Source organism: Ruegeria sp. CG4, assembly GCF_056537185.1.
Window position 1 is genome coordinate 227,473 of record NZ_JBQFRB010000008.1, and the last position, 8,575, is coordinate 236,047.

General features: G+C 56.3%; 6 protein-coding genes. 4 read left to right on the plus strand and 2 right to left on the minus strand.

The genetic code is table 11. The features are described 5' to 3' along the window. Positions 1-18 precede the first annotated feature (18 nt). Together clpB and ACR0J2_RS19215 are read left to right on the plus strand one after the other, a co-directional pair. A complete protein-coding gene (gene clpB, locus ACR0J2_RS19210; RefSeq protein WP_480813495.1) occupies positions 19-2,637 on the plus strand; it encodes an ATP-dependent chaperone ClpB in 2,619 nt (872 codons plus the stop codon). Between the two features lie 123 nt (positions 2,638-2,760). Beyond that, positions 2,761-4,779 carry an acyltransferase family protein gene (locus tag ACR0J2_RS19215; protein WP_480813496.1) on the plus strand — a complete coding sequence of 673 codons (2,019 nt, stop codon included), beginning with the start codon at positions 2,761-2,763 and terminating at the stop codon, positions 4,777-4,779. Between the two features lie 132 nt (positions 4,780-4,911). Here the strand turns inward: ACR0J2_RS19215 and ACR0J2_RS19220 are convergent, their stop codons facing one another. Then, positions 4,912-5,505 carry an NAD(P)H-dependent oxidoreductase gene (locus tag ACR0J2_RS19220; protein ID WP_480813497.1) on the minus strand — a complete coding sequence of 198 codons (594 nt, stop codon included), beginning with the start codon at positions 5,503-5,505 and terminating at the stop codon, positions 4,912-4,914. A gap of 190 nt (positions 5,506-5,695) precedes the next feature. Then, positions 5,696-6,511, minus strand: coding sequence for a cyclase family protein (locus tag ACR0J2_RS19225; protein ID WP_170610985.1), 816 nt, complete (start codon positions 6,509-6,511; stop codon positions 5,696-5,698). 292 nt (positions 6,512-6,803) lie between these two features. Here ACR0J2_RS19225 and msrP point away from each other — a divergent pair, with 292 nt between their 5' ends. Next, positions 6,804-7,706: a protein-methionine-sulfoxide reductase catalytic subunit MsrP gene (gene msrP / locus ACR0J2_RS19230; protein ID WP_480813498.1), complete on the plus strand. Its 903-nt coding sequence runs from the start codon at positions 6,804-6,806 to the stop codon at positions 7,704-7,706. A 4-nt stretch (positions 7,707-7,710) separates the two neighbouring features. After that, the gene (msrQ, locus tag ACR0J2_RS19235) at positions 7,711-8,325 is read left to right on the plus strand and encodes a protein-methionine-sulfoxide reductase heme-binding subunit MsrQ (protein WP_480813499.1); all 615 of its coding nucleotides are present in this window, start codon (positions 7,711-7,713) and stop codon (positions 8,323-8,325) included. Positions 8,326-8,575: the final 250 nt, after the last annotated feature.

Below are 8,575 nucleotides of genomic sequence, written 5' to 3' on the forward strand. Positions count from 1 at the left end.
TGAGAAAAGGAGAATAATATGGACTTGAATAAGTTCACCGAGCGGGCACGGGGATTCGTGCAGGCCGCGCAGACCATTGCGCTGCGCGAAGGGCATCAGAGGTTGGAGCCCACACATATACTCAAAGCATTGATGGATGATGATCAGGGGCTGGCAAGCAATCTGATCACGCGCGCGGGCGGCGCGCCAGGCCGTGTGGTCGAGGCGCTGGACACCGCAATGGGCAAGATTCCAAAAGTCAGCGGCGACGCGAGCCAGATTTACATGGACGGCCAGACAGCCAAGGTGTTGGCCGAGGCCGAGAAGCTCGCCACCAAAGCAGGCGACAGTTTTGTGCCGGTCGAACGCGTGTTGATGGCGCTGTGCATGGTGAAATCCAAGGCCAAAGAGGCATTGGAAGCCGGGGCCGTATCCGCCCAGAAGCTTAACGAAGCGATAAACGATATCCGTAAGGGTCGTACCGCTGACACCGCGTCGGCGGAAGAGGGCTATGACGCGCTCAAGAAATACGCGCGCGACCTGACCGAGGCCGCTGCCGAAGGCAAGATCGACCCGATCATCGGGCGGGATGAGGAAATCCGCCGCTCGATGCAGGTTCTGTCGCGCCGCACCAAGAACAACCCGGTTCTGATCGGGGAGCCTGGTGTCGGTAAGACCGCGATAGCCGAGGGTATGGCCTTGCGCATCATCAACGGTGACGTGCCGGAATCGCTGAAGGACAAGAAGCTGCTGGCGCTCGATATGGGTGCGCTGATCGCCGGTGCGAAGTATCGGGGCGAGTTCGAAGAACGCCTCAAGGCCGTTTTGACCGAGGTGACCGAGGCCGCTGGTGAGATCATCCTGTTCATCGATGAGATGCACACGCTGGTCGGTGCGGGTAAATCCGAAGGCGCGATGGATGCCGCCAACCTGATCAAGCCCGCGCTTGCCCGGGGTGAGTTGCATTGTATCGGTGCGACCACGCTGGACGAATACCGCAAGTACGTCGAAAAAGACGCGGCCCTTGCGCGCCGGTTTCAGCCTGTGATGGTGCAGGAGCCGTCGGTCGAGGACACGATCAGCATTCTGCGCGGCATCAAGGAGAAATACGAGCTGCACCATGGCGTGCGCATCTCGGACTCGGCGCTGGTCTCGGCGGCGACTTTGTCGCATCGCTATATCACCGACCGCTTCCTGCCCGATAAGGCCATCGATCTTGTCGATGAGGCGGCGTCGCGTCTGCGGATGGAGGTGGATTCCAAGCCCGAGGAGCTCGATCAGCTGGATCGCCAGATTCTGCAGATGCAGATCGAGGAAGAGGCGCTGAAGCTTGAGGATGATGCGGCCTCCAAGGATCGTCTGGAAACCTTGCAAAAGGACCTGGCCGACCTGCAGGAGAAATCCGCTGAGATGACCGCCCAGTGGCAGGCAGAACGCGACAAGCTGGCAGGCGCGCGGGATCTGAAAGAACAACTCGACAAAGCGCGGGCTGACTTGGAGATCGCCAAGCGCGAAGGCAACCTCGCCAAAGCGGGTGAGCTGTCTTACGGCGTCATCCCCGAGCTTGAAAAGAAGTTGACCGAGGCCGAGAACGCCGAAAGCAGCGAGATGATGGCCGAGGAAACGGTGCGCCCAGAACAGATCGCTTCGGTGGTCGAGCGCTGGACCGGTATCCCGACCTCGAAAATGCTGGAGGGCGAGCGTGAGAAGCTGCTGCGGATGGAAGATGATCTGCATTCCCGCGTGATCGGTCAGGATGCGGCGGTCACTGCCGTGGCCAACGCCGTTCGCCGGGCCCGTGCCGGTCTGAATGACGAAGGCCGCCCACTGGGCTCGTTCCTGTTCCTCGGCCCGACCGGTGTGGGTAAGACCGAACTGACCAAGGCCGTGGCGAACTTCCTGTTCGACGATGACAACGCGATGGTGCGCATCGACATGTCCGAGTTCATGGAGAAACACGCGGTCGCCCGTCTGATCGGTGCCCCTCCGGGCTATGTCGGTTATGACGAAGGTGGTGTGCTGACCGAAGCCGTGCGGCGCAGGCCTTATCAGGTCGTGCTGTTCGATGAAGTCGAAAAAGCGCACCCGGATGTCTTCAACGTGTTGTTGCAGGTTCTGGACGATGGCGTCCTGACCGATGGTCAGGGCCGCACGGTAGACTTCAAGCAGACGCTGATTATCCTGACGTCGAACCTTGGGTCGCAGGCCCTGAGCCAGTTGCCCGAGGGCGCGGACAGCGCGCAGGCGCGGCGTGACGTGATGGATGCAGTCCGGGCGCATTTCCGACCCGAGTTCCTGAACCGTCTGGATGAGACCATCATCTTCGACCGCCTCAAGCGGGCCGATATGGATGGCATCGTCGATATCCAGATGGCGCGCCTGCAAAAACGTCTGGCTGCCCGCAAGATCGAGCTGGCTTTGGACGATGGTGCGAAGGAATGGCTGGCGAACGAAGGCTACGATCCGGTCTTCGGTGCGCGCCCGCTCAAGCGCGTGATCCAACGTGCACTGCAGAACCCGCTCGCCGAAGCCCTGCTGGCTGGTGAGATCAAGGATGGCGAGACTGTTCCGGTGACGGCAGGGGCCGATGGCCTGATCATCGGTGACCGGCTGGGAACGTCGGAACGGCCCCGCCCGGATGATGCCGTGGTGCACTGATCTGACATTTGAACTGATAAATAACCGCCATATTGGCGGTTATTTGTCTTTTTGACTAAAAGTCTGGTAAACCGCATATCGCTCACTCACGGCAATCACGCAGGGCAATCTCGGATAACCAGCATGCAACAGACAGAAATCCATGGCCCCGGCGGGGAGCCATCCAAGTTTCGCGGAGATATTGAAGGTCTTCGCGGCGTTGCTGTTCTGGCTGTATTGATTGATCATCTCGGCCTCGATCTTCTTCCTTACGGATTCCTGGGTGTCGATGTCTTTTTCGTGATTTCCGGATTTGTCATCGCCCGATCCGTCATCGATTGGGATTGGACGAAGTTCTGGCCCAATGCTTCTCATTTCTTTGCGCGCCGCTTCAAGCGGCTGGCGCCGGCTTTGTTTGTGTGTCTTCTGCTGTCCTCACTAGTGGGTTCGTTCTTTATTCAGGACATGGAGGACAACACAAAAACCGCATTTTGGGCGTCTGTCGGGCTTTCAAATTTTTTCTTTTATAATCAGCAATTTGACTATTTCGGCAGGTTGCTGGATCTCAACCTGTTCACACACACCTGGTCCCTTGGTGTTGAAGAACAATTCTACATACTCTTTCCACTTGCTGCGTGGTTGTCGCTGTCAGCAGCTTTGCCGCGCAGGGTGAACCTGATATCAATCACGGTATTGGCGGTGTTTTGCTTGGCGTCGCTTGGTGCGTACATGATGTATGCAAAGACGGATCCGGTGGGCACCTTTTACATGATCTACTTCCGGGCCTGGGAACTGGGACTGGGTGTGGCCATTGCCGTGCTGATCAGACATTGGCGACCGCAGCGTTTTAACTCTCTGATCGTTCCGGTTTGTCTGGGGCTGTTGCTGATCTTGTTTGCCTTACAGGTCGACTTGAATCGCAACTTTGCAACGGTCATTGCCGTTGTCTTGTCGGCGACCTTGTTGCTGTTCCCCGTCCGGACCGGAACCTTCTCGAAGGCGCTTTCGAATACGCCGCTTCGCTGGGTCGGTAAGATCTCATACTCGCTGTACCTGTGGCATTGGCCAGTTGCCGTTCTGGCCAAATGGACGATCGGGCTTACCGCGATCACTGCACCGTTTTTTGTTCTCGTGATGTTTGGGGCCGCTACGCTGTCCTACCGGTTTGTCGAGAATCCTCTGCGCCATTCCAAGTGGACCGCAGCCAGAATGCCGGGTTACCTGGTTGGGTCCTCCGCGCTGGTCACAACGTTGATTGCCATTTGGGTCTTGTCAGAAGATGTGAGCCGGAACCTGTACTCCGGCGTGTCTCCGGCGCTTGCTCAACGAGGTCCGGCGACCCTCGAGGCGCCGTTGAAGGCAAATGATGGTTCTGTCTGGCAGGGAAGGCCTTGTATTATCAGAGACGCAACCGAGGTCGGGAGGTCCATTCCAATTGAAGGCTGCGTCTTCGGTTCTTGGGAAACGGCTGAAAAGCGCATACTGGTAGTCGGAAACTCGTTCTCAGTCGCCTTTGGCGGTGCATTTCGAGAGATTTCGGAAACCGAAGACTGGGCGGTTCTGTTAACCTCCAGTTGGGGCGCACAGCCAGTGCCTGAGCTTGGTTACAATGGACCATGGAAAGAAGCCAATCAACACTATTGGGAAGACGCAGTGCCTGAATTGGTGCGTGAACTTCGTGCCGGGGATGTGGTTCTGATGCTTAGCGATCTTGGCGGGCTTTCGTACGGCTCAGGCGGGAAGGATGACGTGGTTCTGCAGCGTTACTTGGAAGGTATTCAGCGGTTTGCCCGTGAATTGAATGAACAAGATATCTCGCTCGCAATTGTTGGTCCTTTGCCTCTTGTCCGCGAGGCTCGGTGCACACCCGAGGTGGCAGTTGCCCAGTGGTTTGCGCCCAATGGCGGTCCATGCCACTACCTGACGCGCGAGCAAACTCTCAAACGGGTTGGCGGGGTCCGCACCGAACTGTCAACGCTTGAGGAAAACGAAACTGCGATCTTTGTGGACCTGTTCGACTTTTATTGCCCAGGGCCGGTTTGTAACTACTTTGGTGAGGATGGGATCGTACTCTACCGAGATGAACATTCCCATTCGTCTCTGGAAGCCGCAACCAGTTCTGCCAGCTTGATGGTGAAGAAGTTAAAAGAGAATAGGCACTGACGTTTAAGTAAGTGTTTATCAGGCTATTCAAACAATCTTGTCTGAAACTCTGATCGGGTTTGGGCGGCGATCAAATTGCTCCGGCCGTCGCAATTGAGTTCAAACAAGCCATACCACGAGCCGATATGTATCCTAGTGGTTCTCAGGCAAGGGCAAGGTCTGGCCGATAGTGTAGCACTTTTCCAGCAGAACTTTTCGCCGGGATTCCGACCCGGTCGATCCGTGAAGAATAACAAGCTTGCGTGGTGAAAACCCAAAATACCCAAAGGTACCCTGCATCCAGCTTGTTTCCAGTGCCTGAACATACCCGGCGCTTTCCATTTCGTCGGATCGGGCCCCTGCCGGTACCAACAGTACTCCGGTGCGAGGCCTCTGGAGCGATTTCTCTGGATCATTCAACTGGTCATACGCCCACCCCCAGGTCCATACGCGATCAACCCAGCCTTTCATCATGGACGGCATTCCCCACCAAAACAGGGGAAAAGCCAGACAGATTGTGTCGGCGCGCGCAATTCGCGACTGCTCGGCAACAACGTCTGACGGCGCGTCGGAGGCCAGATTTCCTTCTACATCGGCCATGGACCAGCGCGGATCAAAACCTTCTGCATGCAGGTCGCCAAGCTCGGTGGTGTGACCGGCCGCTGTCGCACCTTCCATAAAACTCCGCGCCGCAGCGACGGTGAATGAGTTGGGGTCTGGATGATCAAGAATTGTCAGGACATGCACATGCGAATCCTTCTATAGCTATCCGGTCTTCGAATGCACCCTGATTGCTCAAGGTAGGTTTAGGTCAAGACAAAACATGTTTGGTTCAGGCGGCTTCAATCGATTGGCTGCTTAGGTCTCGCTGAAGTAATTGCCCAAGCAGCAAGGGCTCACCATCGCGGCGAGCCCTTTATTGATCGTCCCGGTGTCGTCAGATCAGTGCAAAAATTCTTGCGGGCCCTCCTGTCCCGCCTGCATGTTTTGGCGCGCCTATGACGAGGGTCGCACCCGAAGCAGGTACCAGATCAAGCCCGGCAAGGCATTCAATTCCGAAACGTCCGGAAGGAAGCCAGGCGTAATGAGTTGCAAAGTCCGCCGACATCCCGTGGTCCAACGACAAAGTGTCTACCGCAATCGAGCGTGCGCCGGTCTCCTCCATCAGCATCTGCGCGGCTTCAACGTGAAAGCCTGGGTAGTGCTGGGCCTCGCCGTCAAAATTGCGGAACTCATCGGTGGCTGTCTTGCCTGCCCAACCTGAATGCATTGCCACGCAGGCTCCGTCTGGAATGTCGCCGTTGGCTGCAATCCACGCTTTCAGATCGTCCGGGGTAAGCAGCGTGTCGGCATCTTCGGCGGCCCGTGCTGCGATGTCGACCACGCAGAGCGGGGCAACAAGATCCGTCACCGGTATTTCATCAACAGACAGGCCATCCGCGGAAAAATGCAGTGGGGCGTCGATATGCGTGCCGGTATGCTCGTTGATTGTAAGATTGAAAAGGTTAAACCCGTGTTCCCCAAAATTGAAAACCTGATCACCGGCAAAACCGGGGTCACCTCCCCAGGTTGGGAAATCAGCACTTAGTGTATGGGTCATATCTTCGACCTTGCCATGCCCTAGGGCCAGAGCGGCAGGCGCGGTCGCGCCCGTTGCGGCAATCGCCGCGCCAGAGGCTGCCGCTGCCTTGAAGAATCCCCGTCTTGACAGCATGCGGTCCTTGACCGCGTTAACTACGCAGATGTCACACATTAGTCCTCTCCCTTTCAGGCTGTCATTTCCATAGGCGACAATTTCGCATCTGACAGCATGATACAGACTGCGCGCTCGGCATTTGCTTTGTAAAGAGAAGGCTTTTCAACGGGCCGATCAAATTGCGACCAGATGAAAGCGTTGTGGATCTTGGCCGCCCATCCACCCTGTAACACGGGTAACAGCTGCGTCAGCTTGCGAGAATGTCATCAGATTGGAGCGTATATAGCGGTGACAATGTGGTATGAGCGGGCGATCCCGAGCCCGGGAAATACGGATTATGGAGACCCAAATGGCGTATCGCTGGAGAAACACACTGACACATGCAGACGTCACCCCGAAGTCGGCGTTTCTGAACCGGCGGCAGGTCATGGCCGGTCTGGCCGGTGTCGGATTGACAGCGATGACAAAGCCTGCGGCTGCACAGAACACGCTTGAGCCCAACACGTGGGAAGAGATCACCTCATACAACAACTACTATGAGTTCGGCACGGGCAAGGATGACCCGGCAAAGTATGCCGCTTCGCTGAAAACCGAACCATGGAGCGTGAAGATAGATGGTCTGGTTGATCGCCCCGGCGAATACGACTTCAAGGAGATCATGTCAGAAATGACGGTAGAGGAGCGTATCTACCGTTTCCGTTGCGTCGAGGCGTGGTCAATGGTTATCCCCTGGAACGGGTTCGAGCTGGCTGATCTGCTGGCCATGGCAGGGGTTCACGAGGGCGCCAAATACGTGGCATTCGAAACCGCCTATCGCCCCGACGAAATGCCGGGGGTGCAATACCCGATCCTGGAGTGGCCCTATCGCGAAGGGTTGCGTCTGGATGAAGCCATGCATCCGTTGACGATCATGGCGACCGGCATCTATGGCAAGCCGATCCCGAACCAGAATGGCGCACCCCTGCGTCTGGTGGTTCCGTGGAAATACGGCTTCAAATCCATCAAGTCGATTGTCCGGATAACGCTTACAGACACGCAGCCACCAACCAGCTGGAACATGTCGAACCCGCGTGAGTATGGATTCTATAGTAACGTTAATCCGAATGTGGATCACCCGCGCTGGTCGCAGGCCGCTGAGCGCCGCATCGGAGGCGGGCTTTTTGCAAAACGCGAGCCCACGCTGATGTTCAATGGTTATGAAACAGAGGTTGTCGGTCTTTACGAAGGCATGGATCTGGCGAAAAACTACTGAGACCATGCAGTTTTTGAATCAACACCTGCGACGAATACCGGTCTGGCTGGTCTATCTGGTCGGTTTCCTGCCGGCACCCTGGTTGTTTTATCAGGGATTGACCGGAGGTCATGGCGTGGAGCCTATTGAAGCCCTGGAGCACGAATATGGCGAAATGGCTCTTCAGTTGTTGATTTTCGGACTGGCGATCACACCGCTGCGAAAGCATCTGGGCCTGAACTTGATGAGGTTCCGCAGGGCAGTCGGTGTTCTGACATTCGGATATGTCAGTTTTCACTTGCTGGTCTGGCTTGTTCTGGACGTACAGGTGCCGGGTCAAATCTGGGCGGATATACTCAAGCGCCCCTATATTACTGTCGGGATGGCTGGCTTCTTGTTATTGCTGCCGCTCGCGCTAACCTCGAATAACTGGTCAGTCCGGCATTTGGGTCCGGTTTGGCGCAAGCTGCACCGTCTGGCCTATCCGGCGGCAATCCTGGGTGGGCTACACTACGTGATGTTGGCAAAGGGATTTCAGATCGAGCCGCTGGTTTATCTGGGCCTGATCGTTTGTCTTCTGGCTTTGCGCCTTCCGATGACCGAAACCTTGATGCGGTTCAGGACGGCAGACTCTGCCTGATTCAAGCCGAGTCTGTGGGCAAGCTTGTGGATAAATGCTTCGCTGTCTGAGGTTAGTGCATTTCGATGCCGCCGTCGGTAGTTTTTCGAGCGTAGCATCGACTTAATAATATGTTTTTAAATGAGAAAATTTGTTGCTCAAACTTTTTTCGGTTTCTTCTGTTTTTTCGCTTGCGGCTGATAAGTGTTATGCTTAGAACCCCCTTCACCGGCGCTGCTGAGGCGGTGCTGACGGGTCGGGGAGACGGCCT